Annotated in this window: 18 protein-coding genes; 14 read left to right on the top strand and 4 right to left on the bottom strand. The window is 49.1% G+C overall.

The annotated features are described in order from the left end of the window. Positions 1–5: 5 nt before the first annotated feature. Genes EFB08_RS08110 through EFB08_RS08120 form a run of 3 tightly spaced genes read left to right on the top strand, consistent with a single transcriptional unit; the run spans position 6 to position 3,904 of the window. Positions 6–1,763: a tetratricopeptide repeat protein gene (locus EFB08_RS08110; protein WP_227006263.1), complete on the top strand. Its 1,758-nt coding sequence runs from the start codon at positions 6–8 to the stop codon at positions 1,761–1,763. Continuing rightward, the gene (locus EFB08_RS08115) at positions 1,756–2,517 is read left to right on the top strand and encodes a DUF4292 domain-containing protein (RefSeq protein ID WP_123126451.1); all 762 of its coding nucleotides are present in this window, start codon (positions 1,756–1,758) and stop codon (positions 2,515–2,517) included. Before EFB08_RS08110 ends, EFB08_RS08115 begins: the two co-directional genes overlap by 8 nt. Continuing rightward, positions 2,504–3,904: a murein hydrolase activator EnvC family protein gene (locus EFB08_RS08120; RefSeq protein ID WP_123126452.1), complete on the top strand. Its 1,401-nt coding sequence runs from the start codon at positions 2,504–2,506 to the stop codon at positions 3,902–3,904. Before EFB08_RS08115 ends, EFB08_RS08120 begins: the two co-directional genes overlap by 14 nt. Positions 3,905–4,200: 296 nt before the next feature. Here the strand turns inward: EFB08_RS08120 and EFB08_RS08125 are convergent, their stop codons facing one another. The 4 genes from EFB08_RS08125 to EFB08_RS08140 all read right to left on the bottom strand — a co-directional run bounded on the left by EFB08_RS08125 (position 4,201) and on the right by EFB08_RS08140 (position 7,323). Next, entirely contained in the window at positions 4,201–4,920 is a 720-nt protein-coding gene (locus EFB08_RS08125) for an SAM-dependent methyltransferase (protein WP_123126453.1), read from the bottom strand. A gap of 227 nt (positions 4,921–5,147) precedes the next feature. Then, positions 5,148–5,915 (bottom strand): alpha/beta fold hydrolase, encoded by a 768-nt coding sequence (locus EFB08_RS08130; protein ID WP_123126454.1) that lies wholly within the window; start codon positions 5,913–5,915, stop codon positions 5,148–5,150. A 42-nt stretch (positions 5,916–5,957) separates the two neighbouring features. Continuing rightward, entirely contained in the window at positions 5,958–6,536 is a 579-nt protein-coding gene (locus tag EFB08_RS08135) for a hypothetical protein (RefSeq protein ID WP_123126455.1), read from the bottom strand. 70 nt (positions 6,537–6,606) lie between these two features. Beyond that, on the bottom strand, positions 6,607–7,323 hold the full coding sequence (locus EFB08_RS08140; RefSeq protein ID WP_123126456.1) for a pyridoxine 5'-phosphate synthase: 717 nt from the start codon (positions 7,321–7,323) through the stop codon (positions 6,607–6,609). Between the two features lie 117 nt (positions 7,324–7,440). Here EFB08_RS08140 and EFB08_RS08145 point away from each other — a divergent pair, with 117 nt between their 5' ends. The 11 genes from EFB08_RS08145 (at position 7,441) to EFB08_RS08195 (ending at position 17,602) form a co-directional block, all read left to right on the top strand. Then, complete coding sequence (locus EFB08_RS08145) at positions 7,441–7,902, top strand: GatB/YqeY domain-containing protein (protein ID WP_123126457.1); 462 nt, start codon at positions 7,441–7,443, stop codon at positions 7,900–7,902. A 13-nt stretch (positions 7,903–7,915) separates the two neighbouring features. Beyond that, the gene (locus tag EFB08_RS08150; protein WP_123126458.1) at positions 7,916–8,425 is read left to right on the top strand and encodes a CvpA family protein; all 510 of its coding nucleotides are present in this window, start codon (positions 7,916–7,918) and stop codon (positions 8,423–8,425) included. 179 nt (positions 8,426–8,604) lie between these two features. Then, positions 8,605–9,177 carry an anthranilate synthase component II gene (locus EFB08_RS08155; protein ID WP_123126459.1) on the top strand — a complete coding sequence of 191 codons (573 nt, stop codon included), beginning with the start codon at positions 8,605–8,607 and terminating at the stop codon, positions 9,175–9,177. A 38-nt stretch (positions 9,178–9,215) separates the two neighbouring features. After that, positions 9,216–9,986, top strand: coding sequence for an alpha/beta fold hydrolase (locus EFB08_RS08160; protein ID WP_123126460.1), 771 nt, complete (start codon positions 9,216–9,218; stop codon positions 9,984–9,986). Next, positions 9,976–10,641, top strand: a complete 666-nt coding sequence (locus EFB08_RS08165; protein WP_123126461.1) for a CBS domain-containing protein — start codon at positions 9,976–9,978, stop codon at positions 10,639–10,641. Before EFB08_RS08160 ends, EFB08_RS08165 begins: the two co-directional genes overlap by 11 nt. A gap of 77 nt (positions 10,642–10,718) precedes the next feature. After that, entirely contained in the window at positions 10,719–11,597 is an 879-nt protein-coding gene (locus tag EFB08_RS08170) for an NAD kinase (RefSeq protein WP_123126462.1), read from the top strand. Positions 11,598–11,721: 124 nt separating this feature from the next. Beyond that, on the top strand, positions 11,722–12,672 hold the full coding sequence (locus EFB08_RS08175) for a DUF6089 family protein (protein ID WP_123126463.1): 951 nt from the start codon (positions 11,722–11,724) through the stop codon (positions 12,670–12,672). 94 nt (positions 12,673–12,766) lie between these two features. Beyond that, positions 12,767–13,498 carry a type IX secretion system protein PorG gene (gene porG, locus EFB08_RS08180; RefSeq protein WP_165864835.1) on the top strand — a complete coding sequence of 244 codons (732 nt, stop codon included), beginning with the start codon at positions 12,767–12,769 and terminating at the stop codon, positions 13,496–13,498. Positions 13,499–13,550: 52 nt separating this feature from the next. Then, entirely contained in the window at positions 13,551–14,303 is a 753-nt protein-coding gene (locus EFB08_RS08185; protein ID WP_123126465.1) for an isoprenyl transferase, read from the top strand. Continuing rightward, positions 14,303–16,885: a BamA/OMP85 family outer membrane protein gene (locus EFB08_RS08190; RefSeq protein ID WP_123126466.1), complete on the top strand. Its 2,583-nt coding sequence runs from the start codon at positions 14,303–14,305 to the stop codon at positions 16,883–16,885. The genes EFB08_RS08185 and EFB08_RS08190 overlap by 1 nt, the downstream gene beginning before the upstream one ends. Before the next feature lie 57 nt (positions 16,886–16,942). Continuing rightward, positions 16,943–17,602 (top strand): OmpH family outer membrane protein, encoded by a 660-nt coding sequence (locus EFB08_RS08195; RefSeq protein ID WP_227006264.1) that lies wholly within the window; start codon positions 16,943–16,945, stop codon positions 17,600–17,602. The last annotated feature ends 11 nt before the right edge of the window (positions 17,603–17,613 follow it).

Raw genomic sequence — 17,613 nt, forward strand, 5'->3', positions numbered from 1 at the left:
ATTTTATGTTGAAGAGAGGACTCACGATAGTGGCTGTTTTGTGCGGAATGGTGGTAGCGGGTGAGAAAAGCTATGCCCAGTCTGAGCGCAAAAAAGAGAAGGGTTCGCCCATCGGTACAACCGGTACTCCCCCTCTTACCCTTAGCCCGCAAGAGCAGCAGCTAAGTGAGTCCTATTTTCTGGAAGGCATGAAGTTCTTCCTCCTGGAAGAGCATAACAAAGCACTGGACCGGTTCCAGCGAGCCTATGCCATCAGTCCTACCAACGCGGCGGTCAATTACAAGCTAGCAGAAACCAGCTTACTTCTGGGCAATGTGCGTGGCGCCTTGCCCTTTGCAAAAGCTGCGCTGGAGCTAGAGCCTAAAAACCCGTATTACCATCTCTTGCTGGCCCAGATTTACTCAAATCAGCAGGAGTATGAAAATGCCATCAAAGTCTACGCCCGCCTCACGCAGGAACTACCCAACACAGAACAGTACCTCTTTAACCTGACAGACCTGTATCTGGCCAAAAACAGGTTAGACGATGCCCTGCGTACCTTGGGGCAGATTGAAGAGAAATATGGCCTTATTGAGGAAATCTCCTTTAAAAAGCAGCAGATCTACCTCAAACAGAACAACCTGGCCAAAGCCTTGCAGGAAGGCGAAAACCTGATTTCCTCTAAGCCCGAGGAAGTCCGTTACCTGTTGGCCCAGGCCGAGATCTTAGCTGCTAACAAGAAGATTGCCGAAGCAGTGAACATGGCCCACAAAGCCTTGGCCGTAGCCCCGGATAACGCCTACGGCCGTCTGATGCTAGCCGATCTTCTGCAACAACAAGGCAAAACAGCAGAGGCCGATGCCCAACTGGAAAAAGCCTTCGGGAATCCATCGCTGGACATTGACTCCAAAGTGAAGATTCTGGTAGATTACATCAAGCGCTTACCAGATGAGAAAGTGGCAGCCCAAGCCATGAAACTGGCGGAACTGACCACCAGTGCCCACCCGCGGGAGGCCAAAGCCTTTGCCGTAGCCGGCGATATTTATGTGAATGCGGGCAAGAAATTACCCGCCCGTGACAGTTACGTGAAAGCGGTGGCTCTGGACCCTGGCCATTACAAAATCTGGCAGCAGATTGTGCTCCTTGATGGGGAAATGAACCAGAACGATTCCCTGATTGTGCACTCAGAACGGGCTCTTGAGTTTTTTCCGAACCAGCCCATGTTTTGGTTCTACAACGGAACAGCTCACCTCATTAATAAAAACTATCCCAAAGCCACCAAATCCTTGGAGTACGGCAGACGGTTAGCTGGGAATAACCGTGATTTACAGTTACAGTTCAACCTGCAATTGGGTGATGCCTACCATTCAATGGAACAGTTCGCGCTCTCAGACCAGGCGTTTGAAGCCGTGTTAGCGGTAGAGCCTTCTAATCCGCATGCGTTGAACAACTACAGCTACTTTTTGTCCATCAGAGGGCAGAACCTGGCAAAAGCGAAAGCCTTGGCCAGTACACTGGTGGCGCAATATCCAGACAATCCTACGTACTTAGATACGTACGCGTGGGTGCTGTACAAACTCAAAGATTACCAGGAAGCCAAAAAGTTGCTTGAAAAAGCCGTGGCCAACTCTTCAGATGCCACCATCATTGAACACTACGGCGATGTACTCTACCAACTGGGGCAACGAGACCTAGCTTTGAAGCAGTGGGTACGCGCAAACCAGGTGGGCGGTGCCTCCGTGGGCATCAGCAAGAAGATTAAAGACAAGAAACTTTATGAATAGTAAAAGTTATATATACGCGTTAGGATTGAGTTTGCTGGTATTGGTAGGATGTGGTAAAAAGGAAGTGCCTGGCGCCTCAGGAGCAGTAGCCCCGGAAAGCATTAACAGAGTAAACGTAGTAAACACAGATTATACCTTCTTCTCGGCCAAAGGCAAGGTGCAGAGCGAAAGCACCAAGATCAACGCCAACCTCACGCTGCGCATGAAGAAAAACGAGGTCATCTGGGCCTCTGTGCAGGCATTGGGTTTTGAGGCCGCCCGCCTGAAAGTTACCCCAGACTCGGTGTATGTCGTGAATCGGCTTAAAGACGAGTATTTTGTGGGTTCTTACAACATGCTGCAGGAACGCTACAACGTAGACGTAGACTTCAAAACGCTGCAGGACATCCTGATCGGGAATTTTGTGGCCGGGGATAACGGACGGGAAAAGCTGGAGCAGGAAGGACCCGTGCAGCACCTGCGTAGCTTACGCACCAACCTGCAAATAGACCAGTTCGTGGATACCACCAAGTTCAAGCTGAAACGCACCGAGGTGCGCAATCTGCAGACCAAGGATTTCATGACCGTAGATTACCAGGATTTCGAGGATCTGAACGGGAAACCATTCGCCATGGCCATGCTGCTTTCCATCCAGCAGCCCGAGGGGAATACGGCAAAAACCACCGTGGTGGCCGTGAAGCACAGACAGGTTTCTACGTCTGAAACTTCTCTCGATTTCCCTTTTTCAGTACCTTCGAACTATGAACGTAAATAGGGCGGGGCTACTTTATCTTTTTTTATTCTTTTTCTTGATTGGGTTCAATTCTGCTGAGGCTCAGCAGAAAAAGACCACCCGTACCCCTTCTAAATCAGGAGCAAAGAAAGCTCCGGTGAAAAGTAAAGCCCAGCTGGAGCGCGAAAAAAACGCTAACCTCAAGCGCATTCAGGAAGCCAACCGCATCTTACAGGAAACCGCCCAGAAAAAGCAAGCTTCTTTGGGACAATTGAACGTGATCAAGGAAAAGATCACCGTGCAAAAAGGCGTCATCAAGAACATTTCCTCAGAGATCGTTTACCTCAACCGTGACCTGCGCACCACCGAAGAGAAGGTAGCCGATGCCCAGACTGATCTGGAAAAACTCAAAAAAGAGTATTCCCGCCTGATTTACGCGGCTTCAAAGACGGCTAACAGCTACAACAAGCTCATGTTCCTGTTCGCCTCAGATTCTTTTAACCAGATGATGCGCCGCATGAGTTACCTACGCCAATACACTGAGGCGCGTAAAAAGCAGGCAGCCGCCATTGAGGAAGTGCAGCAGAACCTGACCCAGCAATTAAATACCCTTACCTCCCAGAAAAAGCAGAAGAGAAGCCTTCTGCATGTGCAGCTGAATGAAAACAAGAACCTGCTTTCCATGCATGACCAGCAGGACCAGGTTATTCAGCAACTCAGCCAACAGGAACAATCCTTGAAGCAGGAGGTAGAACAGCGCCAGAAAGCGGTGCAGCAGTTGAATAGATTGATTGCTAATATCGTGCGCGAAGAGATTGCCCGGGCCGCCCGTGCCGCCGAAGCAGCAGCCAGAGCCAAAGCAGCCCGCGAAGCAGCCGCTGCCGCCAGAGCCGCCGCAGCTGCCGGAAAACCTGCCCCAGATGAACCAGCCACCGGTGCCAGTGCACCTGCCAAGACCAAGGCTACCGTCTCCCGCACCGACCGCGTGACCCTTACCCCAGAGGCCGCCGCCTTGTCCTCAAACTTCGCCGGGAACAAAGGACGTTTCTCCTGGCCGGTAGAACGAGGCTTTATTTCCCAGCGCTTCGGGCGGCAGGCCCACCCGGTATTGAAAGGCGTAGTAGTGGAGAACCGCGGTATCGACATCCAGACCGGGGCTAATGAGCGAGTACGGGCTATTTTCGGGGGGAAAGTTCTGGCGGTGCAGACCATTCCGGGTATGAACAACATTGTGATGGTGCAGCACGGCGAATACTTCACCGTTTATGCCAAGCTCCGGACCGTGAGCGTGACCGAAGGCCAGGAAATCAGTGCCAAGCAGAACATCGGTACCGTCTACACCGATGCCGAGGGTACTTCTGAACTTCAGTTCCAGATATGGAAAAACCAAACCAACCTGAACCCGCAAGGCTGGCTTATGCCAAAATAAGAAAAAGTGTTTAGGGCCCGGTTTCTGAAAACAAGGCCCTAAATACCTTTCAATTAGATAAAATGATTTGTAAGGGCAATCTCTTGTGGTTGCCCTTTTGTTGGCAGCGTAGTCTCAGTTGTTGGTAAGAACACGCACCAACGGCGGCGGCTTTTAGAGAGGCAAACAAATGGAACCGCCAAAGCTTAGCTTTACGGGAAATACCCTTTACTACCCGCAGAAAACAGCTTCTCCCCAAATGCCTTTACTTATTTTAAGCCTGATTTTCAGAAAACGGCCCTAAAGCAGCTAAGGTCTCAGCGTTTGTAGATCAGGAAGATGGCGGGTTGCTTGTGCAGATCGGGGACTTTTCCTTTCCAGTCGGCGACGCGGAGGGTTTTGATGAACTCATTAGAGCCGGTGATGTTGGCCGCGATGCACAGCTTGGTGTCTTTACTCAGGTGCAAAAGCAGATCGTCAATCATCTGTTTGTTGCGGTACGGCGTTTCCATGAAAATCTGCGTCTGATCCTTTATCGCCATCTCTTTCTCCAACCCTTTCAAAGCTTGAATACGGTCGCGTTTCTCAATAGGCAGATATCCGTGGAAAGCGAAGGATTGGCCGTTGAACCCCGAAGCCATCAGACCCATAAGAATCGCCGAGGGCCCGACCAGCGGCACTACCTTTACCCCGTGCTGATGCGCCAATCGGGCTAATTCCGCTCCTGGATCGGCTACGCCGGGACAGCCCGCCTCTGAGATCACGCCTGCATCTTGGCCTGTTAAAATCGGTTTCAAGGCAGCGGTCAGTTCAGCATCGGAAGAGTTTTTATCGATGACGGTGATCTGCAGTTCTTCTATGGTTTGGCTGGGCGCGATGGATTTGATGTAGCGGCGCGCAGTGCGGGCATTCTCCACCAGAAAGTACTTAAGCTGCGCCGTGACATCGGCTACTTGCCGGCAAATGACCGCTGAGGCGGTGTCCTCGGCCAGAACGGTTGGAATCAGGAAGAGGGTGCCTTTGGCGGGTGTGCTCATGTTTCTTCGGTGTTTTATCTAAAAGCGGCTTAAAACAGGTGGCGCAGCTTTTCCCTGTTATCATCTGGGTTAATCCCCATTTATAATCTGGGTTATTTCCCTTTGTCCTCCTGCTTCTTCCTCTTTGGTCATCCTGGAAGAATCTTGTGGGCGAACTAGGTAGACCTTGGCTCAGGCACTATTTTCGTTTTGAGTTCAGAATTCTCAAAATGGCCTGAAAGCAGCCTCTACTTTTGCAGAAACTCCATTGTCAGGCGGTAAAACTCCTGGGGCTGCTCGGCGTGGAGCCAGTGGCCGGCGTTCTCAATGGTTTCTATGGTAGCATTGGGGAACAGGCTTTGAATCTGCGCCAGGTCCTGCTCGGGTTTGATGTAGCGGGAGTTGCCGCCGCGCAGAAACAGGGTGGGTTTAGTGAAAGGCGTTTCAGAGGCAATATTACTCAAGACCTGATGCAGGTTCTGCTCAATGGCATCCAGGTTCAGCCGCCAGCCGAAGGTGTTGTCGTCTTTTCGGTACAGGTTCTTAAGCAGGAACATGCGCGTCCCGAAATCATCCACCTTCAGGGCCAGTTGGTCATCAGCTTCCTGGCGGTTCTGGATGGTATTCAAATCGATGGACCGGAAACCGGTGATGATGTCGTCATGGTGCGGCGGATAGGCTTTGGGGGCAATATCGGCGATCAGCAGTTTGGAAAGCTTCTCTGGGTGCTGCAGCGCGAAGTTCATGGCCACTTTGCCGCCCATGGAGTGCCCGATGATGAAAGCGTCCTCCAATTGGTGCTGTTCAAAGAACTCCAGCAGATCATCGGTCATGAGCTGATAACTGAACTCGGGGGTATGGGGCGACCGGCCGTGGTTACGCAGGTCAATCAGATACACCTTGAAGGTTTTGGAGAACTCCCGGCCAAGCGTCTGCCAGTTATCTAGCGTGCCGAAAAGTCCGTGTAAGATGAGGAGGGGTTGGCCTTCGCCTAGTACTTTATAATTTAATTCCATGGTCTGGAGGGATTGAGTGCGAGGTTCTGTTTCTGGCTTGTTTTACAGAAAACAGGCCCATTTCGTTTTGGTTTGGTAGGGGACGCGCGGCCAAAGGGCTTTGAGTTGCTCTAAATCTATGAGCAGGGAAGTAATTTTTACCTGTTGTCCATCGGTGAGGGTGAGGGTCAGGTACTGGTAAGAACTCCAGAAGAAGCGCTTAGAGAGGCAACTAGTCTGCGTAATTTCCCTGATGTGCTGTTGGTCCAGCAAATACCGGCCGCTGGTTTGCAAAAGCAAAGCAGTGTTGGTTTCCTTTTCCAGTTCCAAAGCATTTTCCCGTTCGTGGCGCCAATACTGGAAATGCACTAGCAACGTAGGCAAGGCAAATAGAAATAACATGGTGCCCAGGCTAATGGCGATGCCTCTTTCCAGTGGGGTCACGTTCTGGTCTCTGAGCAGCATTCCCAGCATGGTGCCGCCCAGCCAGAAACTCAGCAAAGACCAGAACACCATCTTGAACTGGCGCATGGACGAAAGAAAAAACACTCGTTGCTGTTTCCTGAAAAGCCAGGAATAGAACCGCACGCCGTATTGCGCCGCTATGACCAGGGCCGTTATCTTCAGTAACAGGCCTAACATAGACAATGCAGCCTGGCGCTGGTTTCAGGGCTGGTTTTCAGAAAAGGGGCCGTAAACGAAAGACCAGGCATTAGGAATTGAGTTGGCGCAAGTACAACTGAATGGTGTTTTCCAGTCCATAATACAGGGCGTCGCAGATGAGGGCGTGCCCAATGGAAACCTCGGCCAGGTTAGGCAGTTGTTCTTTCAGGTAGCGCAGGTTGTCCAGATCCAGGTCATGGCCGGCGTTCAACCCCAACCCGCACTGCTGGGCTACGCGGGCAGCCTGAGCGTACGGTTTTACGGCAGCCTCGCGGTTCGCTAAATAGTCGTGGGCGTAGGCCTCGGTGTAGAGTTCAATGCGGTCGGTGCCGGTGTGGGCGGCGCCTTCTACCTGCGCGTTGATGGGATCCACGAAAATGGAGGTCCTGATTCCTTCGGCTTTAAACTGATTGATGACGTCTACCAGAAAGTCTTTGTGCTTGAGGGTGTCCCAACCGGCATTGGAGGTGATGGCGTCAGGGGCATCGGGTACCAGGGTCACCTGCTCGGGCTTCACGGCCAACACCAGTTTGATGAAATCTGGGGTAGGATTGCCTTCTATGTTGAACTCGGTGGTCACTACTTCTTTTAGGTCGTATACATCCTGGAACCGGATGTGACGTTCATCGGGCCGTGGGTGCACCGTAATGCCCTGTGCCCCGAAACGCTCGCAGTCCAACGCAGTTTGCACTACATTTGGTCGGTTACCGCCGCGCGCGTTCCGTAGCGTGGCTATTTTATTTATATTTACGCTCAGTTTCGTCATGTTACTCTTACGTTTGCGTTCCTTGGATTGAATGGAGCAAAGATAAAAGAAACTTGCCGTCACTTTCCTAAATGATTTCTGACCCGGGTGCCGCAGCACCTTTACCTAAATAAAACTATGAGCCTCAAAGAAAAAGTAGAAGCCGGTATCAAGCAAGCCATGTTGGCGAAAGACAAAGTGCGTTTGCAAGCCCTACGCGGTATCAAATCGCAGATTCTGTTGGCCGAAACCGAGAAAGGTGGCGTGACCGCCCTCACCCCTGACACCGAGCTGAAACTACTGACCAAAGCCGCCAAGCAGCGCCGCGAATCTGCGGAAGTGTACCGCACCCAATCCCGCCCTGATCTGGAGGAAGTAGAATTAGCCGAGCTGGCCATTATTGAGGAGTTCCTGCCGCAGCAGTTAGACGAGGGAGATCTGCGCGAGCGTCTTTTGGAGATCATCCAACGCGTTGGTGCCCTGGGACCCTCTGACATGGGCAAGGTAATGGGCGTGGCTTCCCGTGAACTGGCGGGCCAAGCCGATGGCCGCGCGATCTCCAACGCCGTGAACGCCCTCCTGAACAACACCAACGCCTAACTCTACTTCTTGCGTGAGCACGTTTGATTTGTTTTTGCTGCTGCCCGTGGCTTACGGCGCTTTCAAGGGTTTCTTCAAAGGCTTGGTGCTGGAGATCGCTTCGTTGGCCTCTTTGATCATCCTAACCGTTTTCGGGATGAAAATAGTGGGCCTGCTCACGCCACCCATCCATGAATGGCTGGGCGACAAAGCCGGGTTCCTGCCCTTTTTGCCGTATTTGGTGGTGTTCATCGGGATTGGGTTTGCGGTAAGGGCCATTGGCATGGTCATCAAAAAAGCCGTGCACCTCACGCCCCTCGGGCTGATGGATAACGTCATCGGGGCTTTGGTAGGGGCAGCCAAATGGGGATTCGCTATTTGTCTGCTTGTTTATTTCGCCAATGCTACCGGTCTGGATGTAACACTTCAAACCGTGCGCAAGTCAGAAGTGTACCCGTATTACCTGGATGCCGCACCCAACGCGTGGGCATTCGTACAGTGGATCATTCCCTTCGGGCGGAAAGCCTTGGAATCCTTTGCCTAAGAGCCGTTTCTGTTTGGAGCTTGTTTTCTCTAAAACAGGGCTGAAACGGAAGAAGGCAAGAATGGGTAAATTCCGCCCCTGTCTGAATATCACTTATTAAGTTCCTGCTTTAGGCCTGTTTTGACAAGAACGGGCCTAAAGCAGGAATATCTTTTTTCTCTTCGCTGCGTTTCTCCACTGTGCTGTTGCTTTTAGACAATTTCGATTCGTTCACCTATAACCTTTATGATTATTTCCGGCAGCTGGGCGTGGAAGTAGAGGTGCGTCGGAACGATGTGCCCTTGGAAGAATTGAAAGCGCTGCCGCTGGAAGGCATTGTCTTGTCGCCGGGGCCGGGAACACCAGAGAAAGCCGGAGTGATGCCCGCTGTCATTGACTTTTACCACGACCGCCTGCCCATGTTGGGAATTTGCCTGGGGCATCAGGCGCTGGGCCAGTTCTTCGGGGCGAAGGTAGAGAAAGGCCTTCGGCCGATGCACGGCAAGATCTCGGAAATTGACTGTGTGCCAGACCCCATTTTTGCGGGGCTACCCTCCAGGATACCAGTGGTGCGCTACCATTCGCTGGTGGTGCAGGAGTCTCCGACAGACCTGGTGCCTCTGGCGCAAACAACTGAGGGAGAACTGATGGCTTTCCGGCACGCACACTTGCCTTTGTACGCCTTGCAGTTCCATCCAGAGGCCGCCCTGACTCAACATGGACTGGAAATGCTCAGAAATTGGGTGAATATTGCTAATATTACAACTCTATAATTGTTTCTACTTACTACCAATACAAGCGATTCTCTCACATGAACTTGGAAATCAAGAAGGAAGGCGGGTTTGAATACATAGATGAAGGTCAGGGCGAAGTGCTGTTGCTCTTGCACGGGCTGTTTGGCGCGCTAAGTAACTGGCAGGGTGTGGTCTCTTATTTCCATAAGAACTACCGCGTGGTTATTCCGCTTATGCCATTGTATGAGATGCCCTTGCCGCAGGCCAGCGTTCCCGGCTTGGTTGAGTTCGTGGAGGAATTCATTGCTCACAAAAACCTGACTGACCTCACTTTGCTGGGGAATTCCCTTGGTGGGCACGTGGCTTTGGAGTTTGCCTTGAAGCGTCCTGAGCATGTGAAACGCCTGGTGTTGACCGGCAGCTCTGGCTTGTTTGAAGATTCCATGGGTGGTTCTTTTCCTAAGCGGGGCAACTACTCCTTTGTGAAAGAACGTATTGAGTACACGTTCTATGACCCTGCCGTGGCTACAAAGGACCTGGTAGATGAAGTGTTTGACATCACCAACAGCAACCCTAAAGTCCTCCGGATCATTTCCATCGCTAAATCGGCGCAGCGGAATAATCTGGGCAAAGACCTTGGCGGGATTAAGGCTCCTACCTTGCTTATTTGGGGCCTGAACGATACTATTACGCCACCCGTGGTCGCGCATGAGTTCAATAGATTGATTCAGAATTCAGAGCTCCGCTTCATTGATTGCTGCTGTCATGCCCCCATGATGGAACATCCAAACGCTTTTAACAGTATCTTAGAAGAATTCCTGTTAAAGACTGCTGTGTATGATAGCTGAAGAATTGATAAACCAGATGGTACCGCCGCTCAAACTCTCTGACACCGGGGAAAAAGCCGTGCGGTGGATGGATGAGTTCCGGCTGAACCAATTGCCCGTGGTGAAGAACCGGAAATATCTGGGTTTGGTCACCGAGGAAAATGTCTTGGAGGCCAAGAACCCCGAGATGGTTTTAGAGAACATTCCTTTTGATTTTGAGCACGTGCACGTGCAGCAGAACCAGCACTTTTACAACGTGATGGAACTTGCCATCAAGAACAAGGTGCAGGTAGTGCCCGTGCTAGACGATCTACAGGAATACCTAGGCGTGATTACGGTCAATGACACTATCTCGGCCTTCGGGCAGATGTCTGCTATTCAAGGCCAGGGTGGAATTCTGGTGCTGTGCATGGCCGAGCGGGACTATTCTTTGAGTGAGATCAGTCGTCTGGTAGAGTCTAACAACGCCAAGATTCTCAGTGCCAATGTCTCGCCAGACGAGGTTGATATTTTCAAAATAAAGCTCACCCTGAAAATCAATACCATGGACTTAAGCCGGATTGTGGCCACGTTGGAGCGGTTCGGCTACAAAATCACGGCCCAGTTCCAGGACGTCTCCGGAGCCCCAGAAGATCAGGACAGGCTGGACATGCTTTTGAGATACTTGAATATTTAAATTTCCTATATAGGCGAACGCCTGCTACCTTTGTCTTGATATTGAATTAATTGCAATATCTTTGAGCAGCCCTGGTCATGAAAATAGCAATAGTCGGTAAGCCTGTAAAAGAGGAAGTAATTCCTTTTGTGCGTCGGCTATTTGATATCTTAATCCGGCAGGGAATTCCGGTTACAGTCGCAGATCATTTCGAAGAGTCGCTGGCTCCCTTTACGGGTATACCTCCGCAGGCCGAGGTTTTCACCCGCGACACTAACCTGCAGGATGTCACCTACATGCTGAGTTTAGGTGGCGACGGTACTCTGCTGGATGCGGTGACTTACGTGGGAGCTTTGCAAATTCCTATTATGGGTATAAATATGGGAAGGCTAGGTTTCTTAGCTTCAGTACCTTATGCTCATTTGGAAGTAGCCATTGATTCCCTGTTGAAAGGACATTTTACCCTGGAAGATCGGTCTTTAATCCACCTGGACAGCGACCAGGATGTGTTTGAGGGGAAAAACTTCGGGTTAAATGAATTTTCTATATTAAAGCGCGATACTTCCTCCATGATTGCGGTTCATACGTACATCGACGGGGAATATTTAAATTCTTATTGGGCAGACGGCCTGATAGTGGCAACCCCCACGGGTTCTACCGGATACTCGCTTTCCTGCGGAGGACCGGTGATGATGCCACAAACAAACAATTTTGTAATCTCTCCCGTATGCCCTCATAACTTGAACGTACGGCCTCTGGTGGTTTCTGATAAAAGTGTAATTTCTTTCGAAATTGAAGGCCGGAGTACCAGATATTTGGTTTCTTTAGATTCTAGGTCTAAACCGGTAGATGCCTCTATTCAACTGGCAGTGAGGAGGGAGGACTTTAATGCAAGGCTGGTTAAATTGAATCAAGTGAATTTTTTAACGACGCTTAGAACAAAGATGCATTGGGGACTTGACCAGCGAAACAATTAAATAGAACTTAAATATAAAAAAGTCCTATATACTTCTTTGTTGTAATAAAAAAAGGTATAATTTTGTCCACCGCAGAGCAAGCGTGCTTTGCAAATTGAAAGTAAATACAGTAACAGTTGATGGCATGAAAAAATTTTTCTCTACTTCTTTAATTTTGTTTGTTCTCTTTATGGCGGCTCTTCCGGAAGCGGAAGCCCAGCGTTTTAGTAGGAGAAATCTTTACAACAGTGTAGGGATCAGTTTAAACGCCATGAATTATTTTGGCGATGTAACCCCTGAGTCTGACTTTACCAGCTTACGTCTTAGCTCTACCCGTCCAAGCGTATCGGTACATTTTACCCGCAAATTCACTCCCAGAATATATGGTCGTGCTGCCCTGTCTTGGGGAAGAATAACAGGAGATGATAGCAAAAGCGCCGATTTCTCTGAACCAGAGAACGAGCCAAGATTCAAGCGTAACCTTAGCTTCAGAAATGACATCAAGGAGTTAAGCGTGCAAGGAGTGGTAGATTTGTTTGAGAACCGCAGAACCTTCATGCGTCGCCCAGACTTCACACCTTACGCTTTCGCCGGGGTAGCTGTACTGCACCACAACCCTAAAGCCTATTATGACGGAACTGATGCTCGTCTGGCAGCAGGCTGGTATGAACTGCAGCCATTAGGAACAGAAGGGCAACATGCTAACGGAGAAGGTTATCCTGAACCATACAAAAAAATCCAGTTCGCTATTCCGTTTGGTTTTGGTGTAAAATACAAGTTGGCTAGATACTGGGATTTAGGCTTTGAGATCACCTGGCGTAAAACCTTCACTGACTACTTAGACGATGTAAGTACTACGTATGCAGATAAGAGCGATTTGAGCACAGCTGCCGCAATTCTTTCTGATAGAAGTGCTCAGAACTCACGTGCTAGCCAGTATCCAATTATCACAGAAAACGGTTACAGCAGATTAGCAGGATACGGTGCCAAAGGAGACCAAAGAGGTGACGTGTCTGATGATGACTGGTACATCACTACAGGTTTTTCTTTAAATTATATCTTGACTCCTGCACGAAGAGGACCTAAATTCCGTTAATACGGAAACACCTTCTGATTTTGAGTAAATGATTTTACAAACAGTACGCACACTCCTTATTTGCACCTTGGTACAAATAGGGAGTGTTTTTTTTGTGTTACCTGCGCATGCGCAGCAGCAAACAGGGCAGCCAAGAACCACCAGTGAACTAGGTATTGGCATTGGCGGAGTAGTATATAAAGGTGACATTGCCCCCCGTTACCGTTTAAGAAGTAACAGACCTGCGCTTAACCTTTTTTACAAGAAAGACATTTCCAATGCCCTTGCCTGGAAAGCAGGCTTGCTCATTGGCCGAATCAAGGCAGAAGATGAAGATTTAACAGATAATCCGTCCTTTCTGGCCAGGGAGTTACCACTGTCTATGTATAGACAGGCTACTGTCATTACTAGTTTTCTTGAGCTAAGCGCAGGGATTGACTATAACTTCATGGATTACTATGATTTCAGGCGCGACGTACGCTGGACTCCTTATTTCACAGTAGGTGTGGCCGGCTTAGTGTTCAATAATAAGACTACCGCTATTGAGCCAAGTAGAATCTACCCAGAGAACGCAGACAAAGAGCAAGCCTACAGAACTGCCTTTGCTTTGGCTGTTCCAGTTGGGGTAGGAGCCAAATATGCCCTCTCTGAGCATTGGAACTTAGGCTTTGAAGCCGGAGTAAGAGTCCTGTTTACCGACGACTTTGACAATCTCACTGATCAGAACGAGCAGGTCATGAATCCGAACAGCAGAGACCTATACTTCTACAACGGAGTAAGCCTTTCCTACACCTTCTATAAGATCAACTGTCCAATTGGGCCTGGTAAAAACAGTAAGGGTAAGTAGAATAGGCATAATGTGCAAAGCTTTTCCTAAATTGCATTGAAATTTCTTTTTAATGAGCGTTAAGGAAAAGATAGACACAGGCAATTTGCCCCAACATATTGCCGTTATCATGGATGGAAACGGTAGATGGGCAAAGAAAAAGGGGAACCTTCGGATTTTTGGTCACCAAAATGCCATTACCGCTGTGCGCGAAACCGTTGAGGCTGCGGCAGAAATCGGGATTAAGTACCTAACACTCTACGCTTTTTCCACCGAGAATTGGTCAAGGCCAAAATATGAAGTGGAAGCCCTGATGCAGCTTTTGGTAAGTACCATCCGCAAGGAAACGGAGACTCTGAACAAAAACAATATCCGGTTGCAGTCTATTGGAGATCTGTCGGCTTTACCCCAGGCTTGCAGAAAGCAATTGGAAGAAGCCATTCAGATTACTAGCCAAAATACCCGAATGACCTTAGTGCTAGCCTTGAGCTATAGTGGTCGTTGGGAGTTGGTTAATGCTATTCAAAAGCTGGCGGCCCAGGTAAAAGCAGGAGAGTTACAGCCAGAGGCTATTAATGAGGGCACGGTGCAGAGCTATTTGAATACCGCAGGCATGCCTGACCCAGAGCTTTTAATCAGAACCAGCGGAGAGCAACGGATCAGTAACTTTCTGCTTTGGCAATTGGCTTATACAGAGTTGTATATCACAGACCTGCTATGGCCCGATTTCAGGAAAGAACATCTTTATGAAGCCATACTTGCTTTCCAGCAACGAGAACGTCGTTTCGGGAAAACAAGCGAACAATTACAAAAAGCACATTCTTAATGAGTAAGTACTTTTGGCTGTTATGCCTTTTAGTGATGTCTGGTATAACTGCCACTGCGCAGATCAGACTGGGAGTTGGCGGCAGCAATGCAACCACCTCCGTTGACTACGCTAATCCCAAGAAATATAAGATTGGGGGCATCACAGTAAGTGGTGCCAAGTTCCTAGATCCTACTACGTTGATTTCCCTTACGGGGTTAAAGATCGGGGATGAAATAGATGTGCCAGGAGATGCCATCAGCCGGGCTATCCAGAAACTTTGGGACCAAGGAATCCTGGGTGGGGTAGATGTGCGTGCCACTAAGATTGAGGGAGATGTGATTTACCTTGATTTCTTTTTGACGGAACGCCCTAGATTATCCCGATTCGATTTCTCCGGAGCTTCCAAGGCTCAGATTGAGGATATCCAGAAATCAATTGCCTTGAACAAGGGAAGAGTGGTAACAGACGCCCTGTTGAACTCTACCCGTACCACTGTTCAGAAATTTTACCAGGATAAAGGGTATCTGAATGCCCAGGTAGTCATTCGCCAAATACCAGATTCAGTAATCGCCAACAGTGTTGCCCTTGAAATCAGGGTAGACAAAGGAGAGAAAGTGCGTATTGGCCAACTGGACATCGAGCGGATCAACGCAGCCACCGGTGAAGACCAGAAGAGTGGGGTAGCCGGTTTTCTGGCTGGAATCTGGAGCGATGATGATAAAATGGTCTTTAGTGAAAGCCAGTTGAAGCGGAAGCTGAAGAAGACAAAAGAAAAGAAATTCTATAAAGTCTTCACTGGAGCCAAATTCAATAAAACTGAGTTTGAGGCAGACAAGAAGCTTCTTCTTGATTTTTATAATTCAGAAGGTTTCCGTGATGCCACCATCGTTTCTGATTCTATCTACAAGATCAGCGATGATCGCATAGGAGTAAAGCTTGTGGTAGATGAAGGCCGGCGCTATTACTACCGCAACATTTCCTGGAGCGGAAATTACCTTTATGATGATGCCATGTTGGCCAGAGTGTTAGGCCTCAACAAAGGTGATATCTATAACCGTGAGGAACTGGATAAACGCCTTAATTATAACCCAAGCGGCAATGATATCACCTCTTTATACATGGATGACGGTTATCTGTTCTTCCAGATTGAGCCGGTTGAAGTAGCTGTAGAGGGTGATTCTATAGACATTGAGATGCGCTTGAGCGAAGGCTCACAGGCAACTATCAACTCCATCTCTGTTTCCGGAAATACCAAGACAAGTGACCACGTGGTTCTTAGAGAACTGCGCACATTGCCTGGGCAGAACTTCAGTAGAGCCGCTCTGATCCGTTCGCAGCGGGAGCTTTCCAACTTGGGCTATTTTGACCCTGAGAAAATCGGGATGAACCCTATTCCGAATCCTGAGAATGGAACGGTTGATATTCAGTACACGGTAGAAGAGCGTCCGAATGACCAAATCACGTTATCTGGTGGTTGGGGTGGTGGCCTTGGTGCGGTTGGTACCGTAGGTTTGGTCCTGAATAACTTCTCTTTGCGCAAAGCTACTGACTGGAAACAATGGAGACCGGTCCCATCCGGTGACGGTCAACGGTTAGCCTTGAACATTCAGGCCAACGGGAAACGCTACCAGTCTTACTCACTTTCGTTCACAGAGCCTTGGTTAGGCGGACGTCGGCCAAATTCCTTAACCGTAAGTTTGAGTAAGTCTATCCAGAGATTTAATCAGCGGGATGAGTTTGGCCAGTTACAGGATGCGTTCATTGATATTTCTGGAGCCAGTGTAAACCTGGGTAGAAGACTACGGTGGCCAGATGACTATTTTACCTTAAGTAATTCAATCTCTTACTTCAGGTATAATATGAGCAATGGCTCTACCATCTTCCAAAACTACGCTGAAGCAGACCAAATAAGAGATGCGAACAATATTTCGTTCATCACCTCTTTTGCCCGCTCCAGCATTGACAACCCAACCTACACCCGTTCCGGTTCCTCTATCGGATTGAACGTGACCTTTACCCCGCCTTACTCTTTGTTCAAGAGCGGAGTGAATTCTTTCCAGTGGATAGAATTCCATAAATGGATGTTTGATGCGTCCTGGTTCCATTCTTTGAGCGGCAATGGCAAACTGGTGTTGAACACCCGAGCTCACTTTGGTTTCATTGGAACCTATGGATCCAACAAAACAATTGGACCTTTTGAGCGATTCAAATTGGGCGGTTCCGGTTTAGGAGGTGGTTCCTTCATTGTGGCCACAGACTACGTTGGCTTGAGAGGTTATGAAGATGAAAGTATATCACCAAACGGAGCAGGTGGTATAGCCTTCAACAAATACGTGGCTGAGCTGCGTTACCCGGTATCGTTGAACCCAGCGGCTACGGTGTTTGTTCTGGGCTTTGCTGAAGCTGGTAACAACTTTGGAAGCTACCGTGAATACGATCCGTTTAAATTATATCGTTCTGTAGGGGTAGGAGCCAGAGTGTTCATGGCCGCCTTCGGTTTGCTAGGCTTTGATTATGGATGGGGACTTGACACTGTGCCTGGTCGCCCCGGCGCAAATGGCGGACAGTTCCACTTCATCATTGGACAGCAAATCAGATAATTGGAACAGAATTTGATAAAGATAAAAGCGATGAAGAAGGTAGGGTGCTTTTTAATAATGAGCTTGTTCTTTCTCTTAGGGAGAGAAGCAAGTGCCCAGCGCTTTGGCTATATTGATTCTGGCTTTATCTTGCAAAAAATGCCCGCTTACACCAATGCACAGGAAGAGGTAGAAAAGCTATCTCAGGCTTGGCAAAAGGAAATTGAGGGCATGCGGGCGGAACTAGAGAAGCTCCAAAAGAGTTATCAGGCTGAGGAAATACTGTTGACTCCTGACATGAAAGTGAAGCGTCAGGAAGAGTTAAACCGCAAGGAAACTGAACTTCGGGATTTTCAGCGCAAGATGTTCGGGTTTGAGGGCTCTTTATTCAAAAGGAGGCAAGAACTAATCAGACCGGCGCAGGATCAGTTGTTTGAGGCCGTGGAGAAGATTGTGCGCCAACGCGGGTTAAATTTTATGTTTGACAAGTCAGGTGATGTGGTGATGCTGTATACAGATCCGCGGCATGATTACACTGAGTTTGTGTTAGAAGAGTTAGGCTTGGCCTCTAAAGAGCAGAATACAGCAGGTGCCCGTCCCGCCAATGCTTTGGTAGACGACCCTGCCGATGTTCCACCACTACCAGAAGGGGCAGTTACTTCTGAGAACCCTACCAGCCCAGGCAAGAAAGCAACGCCCGCCCGTAAAGCACCCCCGGTTAAAAAGAAAAACAATTAAACAAACTAAGT

It is taken from the genome of Rufibacter latericius (assembly GCF_003721515.1).
GTDB lineage: Bacteria > Bacteroidota > Bacteroidia > Cytophagales > Hymenobacteraceae > Nibribacter > Nibribacter latericius.

What these genes read in the sequence shown, in the direction of transcription:
- EFB08_RS08110 (WP_227006263.1), top strand. Translation starts at nt 6, where the DNA reads ATGTTGAAGAGAGGACTCACGATAGTGGCTGTTTTGTGCGGAATGGTG.
- EFB08_RS08115 (WP_123126451.1), top strand. Translation starts at nt 1,756, where the DNA reads ATGAATAGTAAAAGTTATATATACGCGTTAGGATTGAGTTTGCTGGTA.
- EFB08_RS08120 (WP_123126452.1), top strand. Translation starts at nt 2,504, where the DNA reads ATGAACGTAAATAGGGCGGGGCTACTTTATCTTTTTTTATTCTTTTTC.
- EFB08_RS08125 (WP_123126453.1), bottom strand. Translation starts at nt 4,920, where the DNA reads ATGAGCACACCCGCCAAAGGCACCCTCTTCCTGATTCCAACCGTTCTG.
- EFB08_RS08130 (WP_123126454.1), bottom strand. Translation starts at nt 5,915, where the DNA reads ATGGAATTAAATTATAAAGTACTAGGCGAAGGCCAACCCCTCCTCATC.
- EFB08_RS08135 (WP_123126455.1), bottom strand. Translation starts at nt 6,536, where the DNA reads ATGTTAGGCCTGTTACTGAAGATAACGGCCCTGGTCATAGCGGCGCAA.
- EFB08_RS08140 (WP_123126456.1), bottom strand. Translation starts at nt 7,323, where the DNA reads ATGACGAAACTGAGCGTAAATATAAATAAAATAGCCACGCTACGGAAC.
- EFB08_RS08145 (WP_123126457.1), top strand. Translation starts at nt 7,441, where the DNA reads ATGAGCCTCAAAGAAAAAGTAGAAGCCGGTATCAAGCAAGCCATGTTG.
- EFB08_RS08160 (WP_123126460.1), top strand. Translation starts at nt 9,216, where the DNA reads ATGAACTTGGAAATCAAGAAGGAAGGCGGGTTTGAATACATAGATGAA.
- EFB08_RS08165 (WP_123126461.1), top strand. Translation starts at nt 9,976, where the DNA reads ATGATAGCTGAAGAATTGATAAACCAGATGGTACCGCCGCTCAAACTC.
- EFB08_RS08170 (WP_123126462.1), top strand. Translation starts at nt 10,719, where the DNA reads ATGAAAATAGCAATAGTCGGTAAGCCTGTAAAAGAGGAAGTAATTCCT.
- EFB08_RS08175 (WP_123126463.1), top strand. Translation starts at nt 11,722, where the DNA reads ATGAAAAAATTTTTCTCTACTTCTTTAATTTTGTTTGTTCTCTTTATG.
- EFB08_RS08185 (WP_123126465.1), top strand. Translation starts at nt 13,551, where the DNA reads ATGAGCGTTAAGGAAAAGATAGACACAGGCAATTTGCCCCAACATATT.
- EFB08_RS08190 (WP_123126466.1), top strand. Translation starts at nt 14,303, where the DNA reads ATGAGTAAGTACTTTTGGCTGTTATGCCTTTTAGTGATGTCTGGTATA.
- EFB08_RS08195 (WP_227006264.1), top strand. Translation starts at nt 16,943, where the DNA reads ATGAGCTTGTTCTTTCTCTTAGGGAGAGAAGCAAGTGCCCAGCGCTTT.